This window comes from Candidatus Endomicrobiellum agilis (assembly GCF_020328115.1).
Classification (GTDB): Bacteria; Elusimicrobiota; Endomicrobiia; order Endomicrobiales; family Endomicrobiaceae; genus Endomicrobiellum; species Endomicrobiellum agilis.
In genome coordinates, this window is the sequence record NZ_JAIXMW010000001.1 from 149,390 (window position 1) to 166,467 (window position 17,078).

Consider the following 17,078-nt stretch of genomic DNA (forward strand, 5'->3'; position numbering starts at 1 on the left):
TGGACTGTCTTTTATGACTGATAGAAAAAATATTTGAGATGTTAGCTATAATTTGTAAGAACAATATCTAACTAAGGAGAAAATAAAATGGCGCTGGTATCGGGAAAACAGATTTTAGATGAAGCGAGAAAGAAAGGCTACGGAGTAGGGGCATATAACGTCAATAATATGGAGCAAATACAGGCAATTATGGCTGCTGCAAAAGAAACGCAGTCTCCAGTAATAATTCAGGCTAGCAGAGGGGCTTTAAAGTATTCTAATTTTACGTACCTGGGATATTTGATGAAAGCTGCTGTTATAGAGAACCCGGATATTCCGGTTGCAATGCATTTAGACCACGGCAATTCTTTGGAATCAGCTATAAGAGCGATAGAGCTTGGATTTTCGTCGGTTATGATAGACGGTTCTTTGATGGAAGATGGAAAAACGGCTTCAACTTATGATTATAACGTACAGGTTACCCGGTCTGTTGTCAAATATGCACATGAAAGAGGTGTTTCGGTGGAAGCTGAAATCGGAACATTAGGCGGCATAGAAGACGGCGTAGGTTCAGGTAAAATACATTTGACAGACCCTGAAGAAGCAAAAAAATTTGTAGACGAGACAGATGTTGATTCTCTAGCTATTGCGATAGGAACTTCGCACGGTGCATATAAATTTAAGGGATCTGCAAATCTTGCTTTTGATGTTTTAAAAAAAATCAGAACTTTGATAGATATTCCGATTGTGTTGCATGGAGCATCGTCAGTTCCTAAAGAATTAACTGACGAAGTAAACAAGTATGGTGGAAAAATGCCAGGGGCAACAGGTGTGCCTATGTCAAACCTTCAAGAAGCAATTAAGCTCGGAGTGTCAAAAATCAATGTTGATACCGATGGAAGACTTGCAATTACGGCTGCAATAAGGAAAGTTTTTGTAGAAACACCTGAAAAATTTGATCCGAGGGATTATTTGGGACCTGCAAGAACTGCTCTTACAGATCTTATCATTACGAAAATGAAAGATTTTGGAACTGCAGGTCATGCAAAAGACTACGTTCCAAAATCTCTTGAAGATATGAAAAAATTTTACACATCGAAATAATAACAAGTTAGATTATGCGAGAAACTTTATAAGTATATCATTTCTGCCGCTTGGCAAGAAGAAAAGCGGCAGAAATGATTTTATTCTAATAATGAAATATTTATTTATCAATTAAAGAGGATTGTTTTGTTGTAATCTATTTTAAACTTTAAGCATGATGTCGGTTGAAAGTTAAAAGAGGAAATTTTAATGCCATTTTATAATGTAAAAAAAATCCAGATTCTTTCGCTTCTTGAAACATTGCCTATAATTTTTATGATTTTAGGTATTGTCATAGGGTTGCTCTCGTTTTTTTTATTACCGCTAGGTTTAATCACAGGTTTTGGTTTTAGCGTAAGAAAATTATTGACATATTTTACTTTTGTAGCTTTCTATACTATTAGTACGACTGTAGGATCGATAGTTATAGTATGGCTTTATAATTTTATAGCTGCAAGATTAAACATCGGTATTACAGTTTCTCTTGAGTCTAAAGTAGATTAGTTGCTTTAATTGGTTATTTGCTGCTTACCTAAGATAAACCTCAATTTCGTTTTATATTTTTTAAGAAATATTTTATCTTTTTTTTATATACCGTTATTAGTATCTAAGCTCGCGAATCGTACTTTCATTTTGTATTTTTCTACTATTTTTTGTATATTCGCCGTCAAATCTTTTATCTAATGTTTTCCATCTTAAATTGCCCGTCTTGGTTTGAAATATTTTTTTTTGAGAAGTTCTTAGATGTAAAAAAATTCCGTTGACTGCCCACGCTTAAAGATATATAATACCTTGTACTTTTTGAAAGCCAACAAATTTGCAAAAAATGCTTAAAACTGAAAAATTTAGACGAGATTTCTAAAGGTTAGTGTTAGAGAATCGCTTGTTTGACTGAAGAAATGCCGTCGGAATTATTGATAATTTGATAATGTGTTTCTGGATAAAATATATGTTGTGATGTAAGTTTTTTTGACAGGAAAATAAAATGAAGAAACAGAAGAAAGTTGACGTAAAAAAGCTTTTAGAAGCGGCGCAGGAACCGTCGAAAATTGCCAGAAAATTGCATCCTTTTTATCGCGGTAAGATTGAAGTGGTTCCCAAATGCAGAGTTAAAGATTTAAATGATTTTTCAATATGGTATAGTCCTGGAGTCGCAGCAGTCTGCACTGATATTTACAAGAACCCTGAGCTTGTGTATGAATATACAAATAAATGGAATAGCGTTGCGATAGTAAGCGATGGGACGAGAGTTTTAGGACTTGGCGACATAGGACCTGAAGCCGGAATGCCCGTTATGGAAGGAAAAGCTCTTTTATACAAATATCTTGGCGGAGTTGATGCGTATCCTATATGTCTTGGTACAAAAGACGAGAAAGAAATAGTGCAGACTGTAAAGATATTGCAGCCATCTTTCGGCGGCGTGAATTTGGAAGATATAGAACAGCCGAAGTGTTTCCCGGTATTAAATACTTTGAGAAAAGAATGCCATATACCTGTATGGCATGATGATCAGCAAGGAACGGCTCTTGTGACACTTGCAGGCTTTATAAACGCTTTAAAAGTTGTTGGCAAAAAAATAGAAAAAGTTAAAATTGCAATGATAGGAGCAGGCGCCGCAAATATATGCATATCAAGACTTTTAATTCTTTATGGTGTGGATCCTGCAAATATAATCATTGCTGACTTAAAAGGCACTTTGCATAAAGAGAGATTTGATTTGAAACCATTTCCTGAAAAATGGGTGTTAGCCGTTGATACGAATATAAACAGTGTATGCGGTGGAATTAAAGAAGCTATGGAAAATGCCGATGCTGTTATTGCTTTGTCAGCTCCGGGACCTGGAGTAATAAAGAAAGAGTGGATAGAAAGAATGGCTAAAAACCCCATAGTTTTTACGTGCGCAAATCCCGTGCCGGAAATTTGGCCATGGGAAGCGAGAGAAGCGGGAGCAGCCATAGTTGCAACAGGGAGAAGCGATTTTCCAAATCAGGTAAACAACTCTTTGGGATTTCCTGGAGTTTTTCGCGGGGTGCTTGATGTAAGAGCTTCAACAATTACGGATAGTATGTGTATAACGGCTGCAACAGAACTTGCTTCCTGTATAGGAGACAATAAAATAAAACCTGATAAAATTCTTCCTACTATGGACGACTGGGAAATTTTTCCTAAAGTAGCCGCTGCTATAGGCGTGAAAGCGATAAAAGAAAAAGTAGCTGGCAAAAAATTGAATTATGACAGAATTTTTGATGGTGCAAAAGCAATTATAAAAAGAAGCAGAGCTATAACTGAGACAATGATGAAAAGTGGTTATATAAAAAGTGCGAAAGATAAAATCTGAAACTGTAATCAATGTCGTAGAGAATTTGTGCGCTGAAGCAAATTTTGAACTTCCTGTAGATGTTTTAAAAGCTCTTGAAAAAAATGTTGTTTTGGAAAAAGATACAGCAAAAGATATTTTAGAAGAAATTATTGAAAATGCAAACATTGCAAAAGAGGAGCGGATTCCGCTCTGTCAGGACACAGGTACGGCAAATTTTTTTATAAAAGTCGGCAGAAATGTGGATATTGGCGACGGAGATATTTGCACTGCAATAAATAAAGGCGTCTCTTTAGGATATGCGAATAATTATTTGCGCGGATCCATTGTATCTGATCCTATTGAAAGAAAAAATACTAAAAACAATACGCCAGCAAATATTTATATCGATATAGTATCCGGCGATAAAATAGAAATTACTTTTTTGCCAAAGGGAGGCGGAAGCGAGAATGCAAGTGCATTGAAAATGCTTACTCCGTCTGTCGGTTGGGACGGTATAAAAGAATTTGTTTTAAGTGCGGTAAGTGAAAAAGGCAGAAATGCTTGTCCCCCTTTAGTTGTCGGTGTTGGCGTAGGTGGGGACTTTGCGTCTGTCGGACTTATGTCAAAAAAAGCTCTACTCCGTGAAATAGGCAGTGGAAATGAAAGTGCTTTTTATGGCGAGAAAGAAATAGAATTATTAAACGATATAAATAAATTAAATATAGGTCCTATGGGTATGGGCGGGAAAACAACGGCTTTGGCGGTATTTATTGAAATAAAGCCAGCGCATATAGCCTCACTTCCTGTCGCTGTAAGCATTCAGTGCCATTCTTGCAGAAGAAAAACTGTTATAATATGAAAATAAGTTTACGAGATTTAGTTTTAAATCCTGAAATACTAAAAGCAGGGCGAAGAATTTTGCTCAGTGGAACTGTTTATACGGCAAGGGATGCTGCTCATAAAAGAATTATAGCTATGTTAAACAGCGGCGATGCAGCTCCTTTTAATTTAAAGAATGCTGTGATTTATTACTGCGGTCCGTCACCTGCAAAACCGGGCGCGGTTATTGGAGCGTGTGGTCCTACAACGTCTTCAAGAATGGATGTTTTTACTCCCAAAATTTTAGAAGAAGGTGTTAAGTTTTTAATTGGGAAAGGAGCGCGGTCTGAGGCTGTTGTCAATTCGATAAAAGAAAACGGTGCGGTATATCTCGTTGCTACCGGCGGTGCTGCGGCACTTCTTTCTAAGACTGTAAAAAAAGCCGATTTAATTGCTTTTGAAGATTTAGGACCCGAAGCAGTTTATAAGCTTGAAGTTAAAGATATGCCGTTGATTGTTGCTGTAGACAGCACAGGCAGTAATATTTTTGAATTAAACAGAACTGTAACTTCGCAAAAAGGCACGCACTAATGTACACATTATCCGGTTATTTCTTAGTACTCTCTGTACTGTTCCGTTTCAATTAAAGCTTTATAAAAGCGCAGTCCTTCCAGAAGGTTTTTACCAATAATCCGCTATTGTTTTTACCAAGGGTTTTAATCAGGAATCTACTATTGTCATTTCCGAAAGTTTCAATTGGAAATCCAGTGTAGTCCTTCCCGAGAGTTTCTGTCGGGAATCTGTGTTTTGCAGTTGCTAAAGTTGATTAAGTATTATTTTATATACATTGTAGCTAGAATTGAGTTTAATAAGATTTTTGCGGGAGTTGCAAATTAGACATTATTTTTATATATCGTGACAAATAAAAGAAGTGATGTTTTGTATATTGGCGTTACAAATTTTTTGGCTCGTAGAATATATGGACATAAAAAGAGCCTTTGCGATGGTTTTGCTAAGAAGCATAAGTTGAAGATACTTGTTTATTATGAGATGCTTAGTGATGTTGAAAAAAGCTATAAAGAGAAAAGATTTTAAAAACTTGGAATCGCTTTTGGAAAATAAGGTTAATAGAAAAAAAAGGATTCCGAGCGGCATGATTTGTATGATGAAATAGCACATTAAAAAAAGGGAAAGAATCCCGAGGAATATAAAGTTAGAATCCCGAAAGAAACACTCGGGAAAGATAAGCAAGACAAGTCCTCTCATTAGATTTTCGGGCAAGAGCATTCAGGAATGACAGTGTTGAGTTACTAACAGGGTCTCTCGGGAAAGACAAATAAGGAAAAGTTTTTCCATCGTATGCAGTTTTTTTAGGCTTTAAGATTAAAAGGGAAACAAAAATATTATGTTATAAATAGTGTTCTGTTTTCCAGAGCTGCAATCTTGAGTATCAAAGCTGTTATTGGAGAAAGTATGTTTTTAGCGTTAGATATCGGTAACACAAATATAACTGTCGGTTTGTTTGGTATGAAAAATGGGAAAGTTTTACCTAACCCGTTAAAAGTTTGGAGAATGTCAACTGTAAAAGAGCAAACTTCCGACGAGTATGCGACAATACTTATGAATATGTTTTTTTATTTAGATTTTGACGTAAAAAAAGTAAGCGATTTCGCGGTTGCAAGTGTTGTTCCGTCGTTGAATGCTGTTTTTGAAGAACTTGTAAAAAAATATTTTGGGAAAAAGATATTTTTTATAGATAATAAAAACTGCGTTGGGTTTATTTTTGCAAAGGGGAACTCTAGGGAGACGGGTGCTGACAGAATTGCGGACGTTGTAGCTGCATATTCCATTTATGGCGGCGGCTGTATCGTTATTGATTTTGGTACGGCGACAACTTTTGACTGTATAGACTCTAAAGGAATATATATGGGCGGTGCAATAGCTCCGGGTCCGACGATTTCGGCGCAGCTACTCAATTTGAAGGCGGATCAGCTCCCGCGGACGGAAATGAGAAAACCTTTAAAGTCAATAGGCGCTACAACTGTTGAGTGCATGCAGTCCGGACTTTATTTTGGTTATGTCGGACTTGTAAAAGAACTCATCGCAAGAATGAAAAAGGAAATGGAAGTAAAGCATATAGTTGCTACCGGTGGTTTAGCTAGCCTTGTGGCAAGCGAGATAAAAGAAATAGAAATTATCTTGCCGGATTTGACTTTGGAGGGAATACGCATTATATGGGAAAAAAGTAACGACAATAACAAGGATTTATAGAGTTTTATTTGTAAGTTTTAATGTGTTGAACTATCCTGACATTCAGCTCTTTTCATTGTCGCAAGCTGGATAAAAGAGGTAAATTTAAGGATTGAAACTGATTTTAATTATATGCTAATTTTCTGACGGGGAGTTTTTTGTTTTATTTTGTGTTGCTATTGGTGTGCGCTGGTAAAAAACCTTGAGGAATGTAGTTCATTTCTTGCTGATGCGTTGACAAAGGGAAATAGTTATTATACAATTATACAATCAATTAACTACTAGATAAAAAAGCAGCTATCCCAGCTCACCTTTACCTATCTGTAATTTAAGGGAAAAGGTTAGAAATATATATAGAAGTAGCTTTATATTGTATATTTACGGGGCGGGATTATATTTCCGCCCCGATTTTTTTTATGAAAAATTGACAGGTGTTTGTCAGAGGAGGAGCCGTAGAAAGCAAAAGATTCCGTATAAACCAGTTTATCACAGCGCCAGAGGTAAGGCTTGTTGATTTTGACGGTACGATGATAGGAGTAATAAGGACAGTTGATGCTTTAGCAAAGGCACATATAAAGGATTTAGATTTGGTGGAAATTTCTCCACAGGCAAATCCGCCTGTATGCAGAATAATTAGCTTCTCTAAATTTAAGTATGAGATGAATAAGAAAGAAAGAGAAGCCAAGAAGAAGCAAAAGATTTCTCATATTAAAGAAGTAAGAATAAGATCTCGCATTAGCGAACATGATTTAGAAGTTAAAATTAAACGTGCCAGAGAATTTATTACTGACGGAGATAAAGTGCAGATTACGGCTATGTTTTCTGGAAGAGAAATGCAGCATAAAGATTTAGGAATTAAAATTATAGATAAAATAAAAGAATCTTTGGCTGATATCGCAAGTCCTGAAGGAAAGATTTCTTCGATGGGTGTAAGAGTATTCTTAACTCTAGTTCCAAAAAAAGCAAAATAAATTTAATTTATAGCAGACTATGTTAGGTTTAGCAAATTGTAAACGTAAATCAGTTTGTTGTAATCAGCGGAGGGATAAGTGCCTAAGATGAAAATGCACAGCGGCGCAAAAAAACGCTTTAAAGTTACGGGAAAAGGAAAAGTTAAATATAAAAAACCCGGGCAAAGGCATCTTTTGACCGGAGATTCCGGCAACCAAAACAGAAAAGCAAGAAAATCTATTATAGTTGCAAAGGCGGATATGAGAACTATGAAAAAGATTATGCCGTATAGCTTTTAACGGTGTTTATATAACTGAGGGAGATTTAAATGCGTACGAAAAGCGCTGTATATACAAGACAAAAAAAGAAAAAAATATTTAGACTTGCGAAAGGATATTATTCGACAAAGAAAAATCGTTGGAGAATGGTAATTCAGCAGGTAGAAAGATCTCTTAATTACGCTTATACTGGAAGAAAAGACAATAAAGCAAATTTCAGAACTCTTTGGATAGTACGTCTTAATGCCGCGGTAAGAGAAGAAGGAATTTCTTATAATAAATTTATTTCTGGCCTGAAGAAAGCTAATATTACAATAGACAGAAAGATGCTTGCAGAGATAGCGGTAAATGATAGTGTTGTATTTAAGCAGTTGATTGAAATCGCAAAAACCGCATAAAAATAAATGAATTATTCTCCTGCAAAAACAATAATATTGTTTTTTTTAGGGCTGGCAATAGTGGGAACAGCGCTTTTATCGCTTCCTGTCGCGCACAATTTCAACGCTTTTTCTTTTATTACAAATTTGTTTACGGCTGTTTCAGCCGTATGCGTTACAGGTCTTTCGGTTGTAAATATTGGCGAATATTATTCAACATTCGGGCAGATAATTATTTTGCTTCTCGTGCAACTTGGCGGTATGGGATATATGTTTGTCTCAACTGTTATTATTCTACTACTTGGTAAAGTTGCTTTGAAAGACAGGCGCATAATGCAAGATATGTTTAACATATCGTCCTTCAGCGGTTTAAAAAACCTTCTTTTAAAAGCTATTTTTTTTGTTTTAACGATAGAATTTGTGGGAGCGGTTGTATTAACTTTTATTTTTTTAGGTAGTTTTTCATCACTTTCAAAGTCAGTGTATTTAGGTATATTTTATTCTATAACGGCATTTTGCAATGCCGGTTTTAGTTTTTTTTACGATAGTCTGGCGGGATTTGCGGATAATCCGTTTTTGTTATATGTAGTTTCGGCTTTGGTACTTCTTGGCCGACTTGGCTTTTTTGTAATAGTTGACATTTATGACACCTATAAGGAAAATCGTTTACATTTGTCGACGCATACGAAAGTTGTTCTTTCTGTATCTGCTGGAATTACGTTTTTTGCTTTTATATTATTTCTGTTTTCAAATACAGTAAAAGGACACGGAGTATTTTATTTAATAAATAATGCTTTTTTTCAGGCTGTGGGTGCTAGAACGGCAGGCTTTTATTCTATTCCTTTAAATTTGTTTAATGAGTTTGCCAAGGTGATGTTGTTATTTTTAATGTCGGCGGGCGCTTCTCCTGGAAGCACTGCGGGCGGCATAAAAGTTACTACGCTTGCATTAGTTTTTGTGTTTGTAAGAAGCATATTGAAGGGCGATGACGATTTTGTTTTATTTAAAAGGCGTATCACGGTTGACTTGATCAAAAAAGCGCTGGTAGTTTTCATCGTATTTTTTGCTTCAATTGCGTTTTTTTCAGTGATTCTCGTTTTGTTGGAGAGTTGTTTAAGTCCGCTTGCTGTTGTCTTTGAAGTCGTTTCAGCATTTGCAACAGTTGGATTGTCGCTTGGTATCACAAGCGATTTATCAGTTGGAGGCAAAGTGCTTATTATTATTGCAATGATGGCGGGAAGGATAGGAATCCTTACATTATTAATAGTTGCATTGAATCCATCTGCTAAAAAGAAAGATATAAGATATCCCGAAGCAAGAATATTAGTCGGGTAAGGCGGTTGACATTATTTTTGTTTGTTGAAATCCCTATATAAAACCGGATACTTTACTGCATTTTTATCATGACAAAGAGTGGAATATTAATAATGAAGAAGAACCAGTTTGCGGTTATAGGACTTGGAACATTCGGTTATAGTGTTGCGGTGGAACTTGCAAAAAAAGGTATGCAAGTTTTAGCTGTTGACAATAATAATGAAACGGTTAATCGAATAAGTCAGTTTGTCACTCAGGCTTTAATAGCTGATGCAACCGATGAAAAAGCTATGGAAGATGCCGGTGTTGCGGACTGCGACAGCGTTATAATTTCAATAGGTGGAAATATAGAGACTAGCATTCTTGCTATATTAATAGTTAAGGAGTTCGGTGTTAAAAATGTTATTGTCAAGTCTTCAAGTCGATGGCATTCAAAGGTTGCGGCAAAGCTCGGTGTTGACACCGTAGTTTATCCGGAATTTGAAATGGCAAAAAAACTTGTAGACAATATAGTAATGCCGAATATTTTAGAGCAGATAGAACTTTCAAAAGATTATAATTTAGTTGAAGTGGTGGCTCCGAAAGAAATTTGGGGAAAGACTATAAAAAATTCAAACATCAGAAATAATTACGGGGTTAATATCATTGCCATACGTAAGCATGTTCCAATTATCAACGATGACGGGCAGAGCGATATAAAAGAGGAAATAAATATGATGCCGGGATCTGACGATGAAATCGGCCGAAATGATATTTTGGTTGTCATAGGTTCTGAAAAGTCTGTAGCAAAATTAAGAGGATAATGAGGATAATAATGAGTAGTATAGATATGGAAGGCATAGTTTCAAGCGAAGCGGATCATATAGAGCTGGGGAAATTTTATTTCCTGAATAATAAATATGATGAAGCCGTGTCTGAATTTAAAAAAGCTTTAGAAATAAATCCTGGCAATGCTGAGGCTTATTACAATATAGGTCTTATCAAAGAGAGCTCGAATCTAATGAACGAAGCGAAAGAAATGTATTCGAAAGCATTAGCTGTTAAGCCCGACTATAAAATAGTCAGAGACAGGCTTAATAAGCTCATAGGTATTGAAAATTAAAATGCATATCTGCGTTTAATTGAGGTTGATTTCCAGATTTAAATAAATGTAAAAACAGGGTCCTGTAATGAACGATATTGGACAGCTTATTGATGAAGCGTCGAAAAAAATAGAAAATGCTGATGTTGCGACTCTTGAGAACGTGAGGATATTGTATCTTGGGAAAAATGGCATTTTAACGCAGATTTTGAAGTCCCTATCGCAATATTCTATTGAGGATAGAAAAAGAATCGGTTTGGAAGCGAACCGAGCGAAACAGATTATTGAAAGCGGAATTGAGAATAAGAAAAAAAATCTTGAGAAGATTTTGCTTGATGAAAAAACGCAAAAAGAGAAATTAGATTATTCTCAAAGTTTTTATTTTCCGTTTTCAAAAGGAAGTTTTCATCCCGTAGTTCAGACAATAAAAGGTATGGTCTCTATTTTTGAGTCGCTTGGCTTTCTGTCTGTTGAAGGTCCTGAAATAGAAACCGATTGGTATAACTTTGAAGCTTTAAATATACCCAAAAATCATCCGGCAAGAGATGTGCAGGATACCTTTTATATCGCCGGTATGAAAAATTTACTTAGAACTCACACTTCTCCGGGGCAGATTCATGTTATGGAAAAACAAAAACCTCCGGTGAAAGTTATTGTCCCCGGAAGAGTTTACAGGAATGAAGCTTCCGACCCTTCTCATTCGTCAACTTTTCATCAAATTGAAGGTTTTGAAGTAGATGAAAATATATCGTTTGTGGATTTAAAGACTGTGCTTATCGAATTTATATACAAATTTTTTGGTTCCGATTTGAACGTGCGTTTCAGACCGTCGCATTTTCAATTTACAGAGCCGTCCGCCGAAGTTGATATACAGTGCTTTTTCTGTAAAGGCAAGGGCTGCAGAGTATGCAAGAATTCAGGCTGGATTGAGGCGTTGGGCTGCGGAATGGTTCATCCTAATGTTTTAAAAGCCGTTAATTACGATTCTGAAAAATATACTGGCTATGCTTTTGGCATAGGAGTTGAAAGAATTACAATGTTAAAATACGGAATAGACGATATACGACTGTTTTATGAAAACGATTTGAGATTTTTAAAACAATTTTAAGAAGGCGGAATCATTTTTGTTTGCAATTGCGAAAGGGTGCGATTTTTGAAAAATCTTTGCAAAAACTTGATGCTTTGAAAACTTTCGGCAAAATTATTTTGTTCTTCTTAGCATATTCAAATAGCTAGGATTTATTTCTCTTGTTTTAGAGCCGCCGATAATACAGGATAAGACTAAACTATAAAGAACGGAGTATTTTGCAAAGCAGATTTATTGCCTGCGTTGACGCAAATGGCGTGCTAACGGCAAAGTCTCTTCAGCGGTAGGTTTCGGACTTAAGTTCTAAAATAACGGTTTGTATGTTCAAACGGAGTTTTATGCCGTCATCTTGTGCCGTTGGAAAAGACGAGGACTTGTGGAATGAAGATATCGTATAATTGGCTTAAAAAGTTTGTAGGTTTTGACCTGAGCCCACAGGAACTTGCGTCAATGCTTGTTTCCGCAGGCATTGAGACTTTCGTTGTTTCAACCGGATGCGGCTGGAGTAATGTTGTTGCGGTAAAAGTCTTAGACGTGCAAAAGCATCCCGAAGCGGACAAACTTTCTTTATGTAAAGTTAGCGACGGTTTGGAGAATTATTCAATAGTGTGCGGCGCAAAAAACATTGCCGCAGGACAAATTGTTCCTCTTGCGAAAATCGGCGCCGTTCTGCCGAGAGATTTTAAAATAAAGAAATCCAAAATAAGAGGAATCTGGTCTGAGGGTATGATATGCTCTGAAGCGGAACTCGGACTAAAAAAAGAATCCGACGGTATTTTAGTTCTTGACGAGAATATAAAAGCGGGCGTCGCTCTTGAAAACGTTCTAACCGAGCTTGATTCAATACTTGAAATAGAAATAACTACAAACAGAGGCGATTGTTTAAGTCATTTGGGAGTCGCAAGGGAAATAGGCGCAAAACTGCGTAAAATACCGACTCTTCCGGCAATAGAGACTTTCAATGTCGCGGACTTAAATTGCGTCGAGCTAAAATCTGACTTGTGTCACCGCTATATAGGAAGCGTTATATCAGGCGTTAAAATAGGTCCATCGCCAAAATGGATTGCAGATGCTTTAGAAAAGAGCGGGATAAGACCCGTCAATAACGTCGTTGACATAACTAACTATGTTATGATTGAGTTGGGACAGCCGTTGCATGCTTTTGACATAGCGAAACTTTCGTCTAGAAAGATTGTTATAAGAAAAGCTGTCGATTCCGAGAAAATAATTGCTCTCAACGGCAGAGAGTATAAGCTTGATTCCGAGATGCTTGTAATAGCGAGCAGCGAAAAGCCTATTGCAATTGCAGGAATAATGGGCGGCGAGTGTTCGGGCATTGACGAAAAAACCGAAACCGTATTTTTAGAAAGTGCGATTTTTGACGCAGTTTCGGTAAGAAAAACTTCAAAAAAATTAAATCTTTCAAGCGACTCTTCTTACAGATTTGAAAGAGGATTGGGGTGGGATATAACCGAGCTTGCGTCATGGAGGGCTGCTAATCTCATAATTGAAATTGCGGGTGGCAGAATGGATGCGAGAGGAGATTTGCGGACTGTTAAATATGAAAGGGCAAGTATAGCTTTAAAAGTTGAAAAAGTGTCTAAAGTTCTAGGCTGCGATGTTAAAGAAGATGAGATAGCGGAAATTTTAAGATATCTGGGGATAGATTTGCAGTCCAAAGGCGCAGTGATTTTATGTACTATCCCGTCATGGCGCAACGATATAAAAGAGGAAGTGGATTTAATTGAAGAAGTTGCAAGGATTAAAGGATATGACGTCATAGCGTCTCCTGAAAAATGTGCAGTTAAGGTCTATGCGCCTGGTAATTCGCTTCTTTCTGCTGTGGCCGAAGGATTCAAAGTTAAATTAAACGGATTTGGCTTTAGCGAAGCTTTAAATTACAGTTTTTCAGAGATCAGCGAATTGGAAAAGTTTCATTTAAAATATTCTTATAAAATAGCGAACCCCATGTCAAAAGAAAACGAAGTTTTAAGACCGTCTTTGCTGCCAGCGCTATATAAAAATCTGTTGCTTAATGTCGGGCAGTGTTCAGAAACGGTGACTTTATTTGAGTACGGTAAAATTTTTACCGTGTTAGGCGAAAGAAAATCTTTTGCGGCTATAATGTACGGCAAGATCTGGCGAGAATGGTGGAAATGGGCGGAAAAGGGAGTTAGTCCCGAATACGACTTTTATTTCGGCGGTGCAATAGTGAGAAATATTTTGCCGTCAGATGAATTTATAATTGCAGAAAATTTGAACCCTGAAAACTATTACCATTCTGGAAAAACCGCAGCTGTTGTTTACAATGGAAAACCTGTAGGACAGTTCGGTGTTTTGAAACCGTCAATGAGCGACGATGTTAAAGGCGACGTCTTCTACTTTGAGATTGATTTAGAACCGCTTGAGAACGTTTGTGCCGAAAAAAAATCTCTATATAAAGCGTATTCAAAGTTTCCCGTTGTGAAAAGAGACATTGCAGTGACTGCAGATAGAGATTTGCAATTTGCAAAAATAGAAAAAGTTATTAAAAGCGTTATGAAATCCGGCGGTATTTTAAAAGAGTATTCGCTGTTTTCAGTGTATTCCGATATCGCTAAAATAGGCGATGGCAAAATTAGCTATTCATTCAGATTGTCTTATAGAAACAATGAAAGAACATTAACCGATGTGGAAGTCAATGAGGATATAGATGTCCTGCTGCAAAAGCTCAACGCTGATTGCGGTGTTAAACTAAGACGCTAGAAATACGGTGTCAGAGATTTAAAGTAAACGCATAGCGGGAATATTTCTTAAACTATAGTTGGATAAATGTCTATTGACAGAAGAAATGATGTTTAGAAAAATAGAATGATAATAAAAAAAAATAAAGATACAATCCAAAATTATTTTGAAGATAATTCGGGTCTTAGAGGGGCTTTCGCCGATTTTGTCGCAGTGGCGGAAACAGAAGACGATATACCCGGATTTCTTTATGAAATGTCTGAGTCAGAAACGCCGGTGACGGTTGCGGGAGCGCTTACGGGAAATACCGCTTCCGGACTTGCATTCGGTGGTGCTGTATTATCTTTGGAAAAGTTAAATAAAATTGGCGAGGTAGAGAGAATCGATGATAAGAACGCTCTGATCACTGTTCAGTCGGGAGCGAGAATTTGCGATGTAAAATTAAAAACTTTTAGCAAAGGCTGGATGTACCCGCCTGATCCTACCGAAAAAAACGCGTCTATCGGAGGGAATATTTCAACTAATGCTTCAGGCGGCAGAGGTTTTAAATTTGGCGTGACAAGAGATTATGTCGAGGCTTTAAAAGTCGTTTTTTCAGACGGCTCTCAAAGTTATGTTAAAAGGGGAGAATATTTCGCGGATAAAAACGGCGGGATAACTTTTGACACGAGTAAAGGTAAAAAACACATCGTACTTCCAAAGTACCGTTTACCTGCCGTAAAAAACGTCGCGGGATATTACAATTATCCCGCCACCGATTTAGCTGACATTTTTATAGGTTCCGATGGCACTCTCTGCGTTATTGTTGAAGCTGTGCTTAAACTCATTCCTCATTTTAAAGAAGTTTTTGGCGGAATAATATTTTTTGAAACCCGCGGCAGCGCGTACGAATTTGTAGACAAGATAAAAACTATTTCTAAGAAAACAGAAAAAGAAAATTTAAAAGATTCAATCAGCGCTATGTCTTTGGAGTATTTTAATAAGAATGCGTTGCTTATGATAAAGAGTGATTATCCCGCCATACCTGAAAATGTTGAGGCGGGCATTATGTTTGAGCAGGATATATACGGAGACAATTTTGATATTTTAATGGAAAAATGGGTTGAAGTTATCAGCGCAGGCGGCGTTGATTTAGAAAAAGTCTGGTTTGCTTCAAATTTGGTGCAGCAGGAGGAATTCAGAGTTTTCAGGCACAGAATTCCGGAGCGCGTAAATGAAATGATAAGGAAGACTAATATCCCGAAAGTCGGTACGGATTTTGCCGTTCCGGAGGGAACATTGCGCGAAATTGTTGACTTTTGCGACAAAGAATTTGAGAAAGCTGGTATTTTTAATTTAACTTTCGGACACATAGGCGAGAATCATCTACATGCAAATATTATAGCTTCAAATGACGAAGAATACAAGCAATGTAAACAAATGTGCGTGGATATTGCCCAAAAAGCCGTTGAGCTTGGCGGAACGGTTTCTGCGGAACACGGAATAGGAAAACTTAAACATATTTTGCTGGAAAAGATGCTTGGCGAAGAAGGCTTTAAAGAAATGGCGAAATTCAAAAAAAGTCTTGATGAATCGGGAATTTTAGGACGAGATAACATATTTCCGAAAGATTATCTTCAGCGAATTCAATAATTAACTACGGCTTGTTGAAAAAATAAAAACATACATTGAATATTTGTTTTTCCCTGCTAAGCACTATATTTTGTGAGTTTTAGGATTAAGAAGATATGCTGAGATACGCGGAAAATATACCAAGACGCCTTGTCTTAATTTGAAGCTGGCTTGACATTTAACGTTTATGTAAATGACGTTGGGCTTATGACAGAGGTAATAGTATAGAGGTTTTTGATAAATAGATGTGCGTAATGTGCGATTTGGCAAAAAAAGAGAATTATTTGTTGTAATCTGTATCACCAGAGAACAAAAAGAAAAGAATTTATAATAAAAGAGGTTGTGGAAAAAAACATAATAATTTGTAAACCTATCCCTATGCCAGCACAGCGACAGGCTGTTCGTAGCGGGAGATGGAAAAACATAACGCTGCTTGGCGAAGCGGTAATTGCCCTATTGGCGGCGTTAAGCGCAGGAATTACTTGCTATATACCGACGAGCCTATTAACTACTATCGTCCTCTCTCGTCCTTTCCTACCAACGGACTGCTGTCGAGCCGGCGCAGCCTGTTTGTTGGTAACGGCGTGCTTTTATCAAATAACTGTTTTATTAAACAGCCTGTTTGTTTAAGCAGGCGAAAAGGATAAATGGAAAATGAGAAATGCAGAGGAGATAATGGAAGTTATTCGGTGTAGTCGAGAAGAGATGGAAAGTGAAAATGTCTTATAAAGAAGGCGTTTTGGGAAAACAGTGCAATATACTCTTCATGTCGCTCAAAATGCGAACGTCTCTCGTCTTACAAAGTATATTCAATTTGATGAAAGAAAAAGCAGCGCGCGATATTAAAACTCTTAGGAATAGCGTTGCTTCTCCTACGCGACAATGTAGAAATGCAAAGGCAGAGGATAGATGCTTTTCAAGCAGAGTTCAAGAGGTGAAGCATAAAAATTTTGCCCAAGAGAACGAGTTACTTGAAGATAAGGTTCAGATGTTTGAGGAAACGAACGCTTGCTTTGCGGAGTACAAAAATGACGTGATTAACTCTTCCAACGATATGTAAAACCATCGCGCTTTATGGATAGAGACAGAGATAACGGGAAGTATTTGTATTGGGGTGACTGTCTGGTATTACTGGGTGTGGATATGAAAATGAATGCAAGTTTGGATTTGCAAACTGGTACAAATAGGGCAAGATAGACCAATTGAATGAAGATACTAATGAACA

17 protein-coding genes are annotated in these 17,078 nt (G+C 37.0%); all 17 read left to right on the forward strand.

Going from position 1 to position 17,078, the window contains the following annotated elements; genetic code table 11:
• Window positions 1-87: 87 nt before the first annotated feature.
• The 17 genes from fba (at window position 88) to LE179_RS00750 (ending at window position 16,913) form a co-directional block, all read left to right on the forward strand.
• A complete protein-coding gene (gene fba / locus LE179_RS00670; RefSeq protein ID WP_374128449.1) occupies window positions 88-1,083 on the forward strand; it encodes a class II fructose-1,6-bisphosphate aldolase in 996 nt (331 codons plus the stop codon).
• A 189-nt stretch (window positions 1,084-1,272) separates the two neighbouring features.
• A complete protein-coding gene (locus LE179_RS00675) occupies window positions 1,273-1,566 on the forward strand; it encodes a hypothetical protein (RefSeq protein WP_374128450.1) in 294 nt (97 codons plus the stop codon).
• A 481-nt stretch (window positions 1,567-2,047) separates the two neighbouring features.
• Window positions 2,048-3,400, forward strand: a complete 1,353-nt coding sequence (locus tag LE179_RS00680) for an NADP-dependent malic enzyme (protein WP_374128451.1) — start codon at window positions 2,048-2,050, stop codon at window positions 3,398-3,400.
• A complete protein-coding gene (locus tag LE179_RS00685) occupies window positions 3,381-4,220 on the forward strand; it encodes a fumarate hydratase (RefSeq protein WP_374128452.1) in 840 nt (279 codons plus the stop codon). Before LE179_RS00680 ends, LE179_RS00685 begins: the two co-directional genes overlap by 20 nt.
• Entirely contained in the window at window positions 4,217-4,771 is a 555-nt protein-coding gene (locus tag LE179_RS00690; RefSeq protein ID WP_374128453.1) for a Fe-S-containing hydro-lyase, read from the forward strand. The genes LE179_RS00685 and LE179_RS00690 overlap by 4 nt, the downstream gene beginning before the upstream one ends.
• 372 nt (window positions 4,772-5,143) lie before the next feature.
• Window positions 5,144-5,275 (forward strand): hypothetical protein, encoded by a 132-nt coding sequence (locus tag LE179_RS00695; protein WP_374128454.1) that lies wholly within the window; start codon window positions 5,144-5,146, stop codon window positions 5,273-5,275.
• 378 nt (window positions 5,276-5,653) lie between these two features.
• Window positions 5,654-6,451, forward strand: a complete 798-nt coding sequence (locus tag LE179_RS00700; RefSeq protein ID WP_374128455.1) for a type III pantothenate kinase — start codon at window positions 5,654-5,656, stop codon at window positions 6,449-6,451.
• Window positions 6,452-6,861: 410 nt separating this feature from the next.
• Complete coding sequence (gene infC / locus LE179_RS00705; RefSeq protein WP_374128456.1) at window positions 6,862-7,401, forward strand: translation initiation factor IF-3; 540 nt, start codon at window positions 6,862-6,864, stop codon at window positions 7,399-7,401.
• Window positions 7,402-7,488: 87 nt separating this feature from the next.
• Window positions 7,489-7,680 (forward strand): 50S ribosomal protein L35, encoded by a 192-nt coding sequence (gene rpmI / locus LE179_RS00710; protein WP_374128573.1) that lies wholly within the window; start codon window positions 7,489-7,491, stop codon window positions 7,678-7,680.
• A gap of 29 nt (window positions 7,681-7,709) precedes the next feature.
• On the forward strand, window positions 7,710-8,057 hold the full coding sequence (gene rplT / locus LE179_RS00715) for a 50S ribosomal protein L20 (RefSeq protein ID WP_374128457.1): 348 nt from the start codon (window positions 7,710-7,712) through the stop codon (window positions 8,055-8,057).
• 6 nt (window positions 8,058-8,063) lie between these two features.
• Window positions 8,064-9,371 (forward strand): TrkH family potassium uptake protein, encoded by a 1,308-nt coding sequence (locus tag LE179_RS00720; protein WP_374128458.1) that lies wholly within the window; start codon window positions 8,064-8,066, stop codon window positions 9,369-9,371.
• A gap of 92 nt (window positions 9,372-9,463) precedes the next feature.
• Window positions 9,464-10,153 (forward strand): TrkA family potassium uptake protein, encoded by a 690-nt coding sequence (locus tag LE179_RS00725; protein ID WP_374128459.1) that lies wholly within the window; start codon window positions 9,464-9,466, stop codon window positions 10,151-10,153.
• An 11-nt stretch (window positions 10,154-10,164) separates the two neighbouring features.
• Window positions 10,165-10,452 carry a tetratricopeptide repeat protein gene (locus tag LE179_RS00730; protein ID WP_374128460.1) on the forward strand — a complete coding sequence of 96 codons (288 nt, stop codon included), beginning with the start codon at window positions 10,165-10,167 and terminating at the stop codon, window positions 10,450-10,452.
• A 67-nt stretch (window positions 10,453-10,519) separates the two neighbouring features.
• On the forward strand, window positions 10,520-11,539 hold the full coding sequence (gene pheS, locus LE179_RS00735; protein WP_374128461.1) for a phenylalanine--tRNA ligase subunit alpha: 1,020 nt from the start codon (window positions 10,520-10,522) through the stop codon (window positions 11,537-11,539).
• A 360-nt stretch (window positions 11,540-11,899) separates the two neighbouring features.
• Entirely contained in the window at window positions 11,900-14,263 is a 2,364-nt protein-coding gene (gene pheT / locus LE179_RS00740; RefSeq protein WP_374128462.1) for a phenylalanine--tRNA ligase subunit beta, read from the forward strand.
• A gap of 105 nt (window positions 14,264-14,368) precedes the next feature.
• Window positions 14,369-15,874: an FAD-binding oxidoreductase gene (locus LE179_RS00745; RefSeq protein WP_374128463.1), complete on the forward strand. Its 1,506-nt coding sequence runs from the start codon at window positions 14,369-14,371 to the stop codon at window positions 15,872-15,874.
• 697 nt (window positions 15,875-16,571) lie between these two features.
• Window positions 16,572-16,913, forward strand: a complete 342-nt coding sequence (locus tag LE179_RS00750; protein ID WP_374128464.1) for a hypothetical protein — start codon at window positions 16,572-16,574, stop codon at window positions 16,911-16,913.
• The last annotated feature ends 165 nt before the right edge of the window (window positions 16,914-17,078 follow it).

Coding starts and splice junctions, on each gene's coding strand:
- LE179_RS00745 (WP_374128463.1), top strand. CDS start 14,369: ATGATAATAAAAAAAAATAAAGATACAATCCAAAATTATTTTGAAGAT.
- LE179_RS00730 (WP_374128460.1), top strand. CDS start 10,165: ATGAGTAGTATAGATATGGAAGGCATAGTTTCAAGCGAAGCGGATCAT.
- LE179_RS00750 (WP_374128464.1), top strand. CDS start 16,572: ATGTCTTATAAAGAAGGCGTTTTGGGAAAACAGTGCAATATACTCTTC.
- rpmI (WP_374128573.1), top strand. CDS start 7,489: ATGAAAATGCACAGCGGCGCAAAAAAACGCTTTAAAGTTACGGGAAAA.
- LE179_RS00700 (WP_374128455.1), top strand. CDS start 5,654: ATGTTTTTAGCGTTAGATATCGGTAACACAAATATAACTGTCGGTTTG.
- rplT (WP_374128457.1), top strand. CDS start 7,710: ATGCGTACGAAAAGCGCTGTATATACAAGACAAAAAAAGAAAAAAATA.
- LE179_RS00690 (WP_374128453.1), top strand. CDS start 4,217: ATGAAAATAAGTTTACGAGATTTAGTTTTAAATCCTGAAATACTAAAA.
- pheT (WP_374128462.1), top strand. CDS start 11,900: ATGAAGATATCGTATAATTGGCTTAAAAAGTTTGTAGGTTTTGACCTG.
- LE179_RS00725 (WP_374128459.1), top strand. CDS start 9,464: ATGAAGAAGAACCAGTTTGCGGTTATAGGACTTGGAACATTCGGTTAT.
- pheS (WP_374128461.1), top strand. CDS start 10,520: ATGAACGATATTGGACAGCTTATTGATGAAGCGTCGAAAAAAATAGAA.
- LE179_RS00680 (WP_374128451.1), top strand. CDS start 2,048: ATGAAGAAACAGAAGAAAGTTGACGTAAAAAAGCTTTTAGAAGCGGCG.
- LE179_RS00720 (WP_374128458.1), top strand. CDS start 8,064: ATGAATTATTCTCCTGCAAAAACAATAATATTGTTTTTTTTAGGGCTG.
- fba (WP_374128449.1), top strand. CDS start 88: ATGGCGCTGGTATCGGGAAAACAGATTTTAGATGAAGCGAGAAAGAAA.
- LE179_RS00675 (WP_374128450.1), top strand. CDS start 1,273: ATGCCATTTTATAATGTAAAAAAAATCCAGATTCTTTCGCTTCTTGAA.